This window comes from Salmonella sp. SAL4457, from assembly GCF_046548235.1.
Classification (GTDB): domain Bacteria; phylum Pseudomonadota; class Gammaproteobacteria; order Enterobacterales; family Enterobacteriaceae; genus Salmonella; species Salmonella enterica.
The window spans coordinates 1-384 of record NZ_JBGDZO010000113.1 but is presented as its reverse complement, the minus strand read 5'-3'; the positions used below and the strand labels follow the sequence as shown (position 1 = coordinate 384).

The following is a 384-nucleotide window of genomic DNA, read 5'->3' as shown; positions in this document are numbered from 1 at the left end:
GCCCTGAAACGTGCGGGTGGGCTGGTAGTCGAGCAGTAGCCGGCCGGACACCTAGTCCCCGGTTTCGTTGCGGTCCCCTGTTTCGCCTCGAACAATGGAGCGTTGCCGATGAGTCAGAAGAACAATAACGAGCTTCCCAAGCAAGCCGCGGAAAACACGCTGAACCTGAATCCGGTGATCGGCATCCGGGGCAAGGACCTGCTCACCTCCGCGCGCATGGTCCTGCTCCAGGCGGTGCGCCAGCCGCTGCACAGCGCCAGGCACGTGGCGCATTTCAGCCTGGAGCTGAAGAACGTCCTGCTCGGCCAGTCGGAGCTACGCCCAGGCGATGACGACCGACGCTTTTCCGATCCGGCCTGGAGCCAGAATCCACTGTACAAGCGC

General features: G+C 63.3%; 1 protein-coding gene. It reads left to right on the top strand.

Annotation, left to right across the window (positions count from 1 at the left end):
* Positions 1 to 108: 108 nt before the first annotated feature.
* Positions 109 to 384 (top strand): hypothetical protein (locus tag ACLJNW_RS23480; RefSeq protein ID WP_410961123.1); only part of this gene is annotated, 276 nt, incomplete at its 3' end.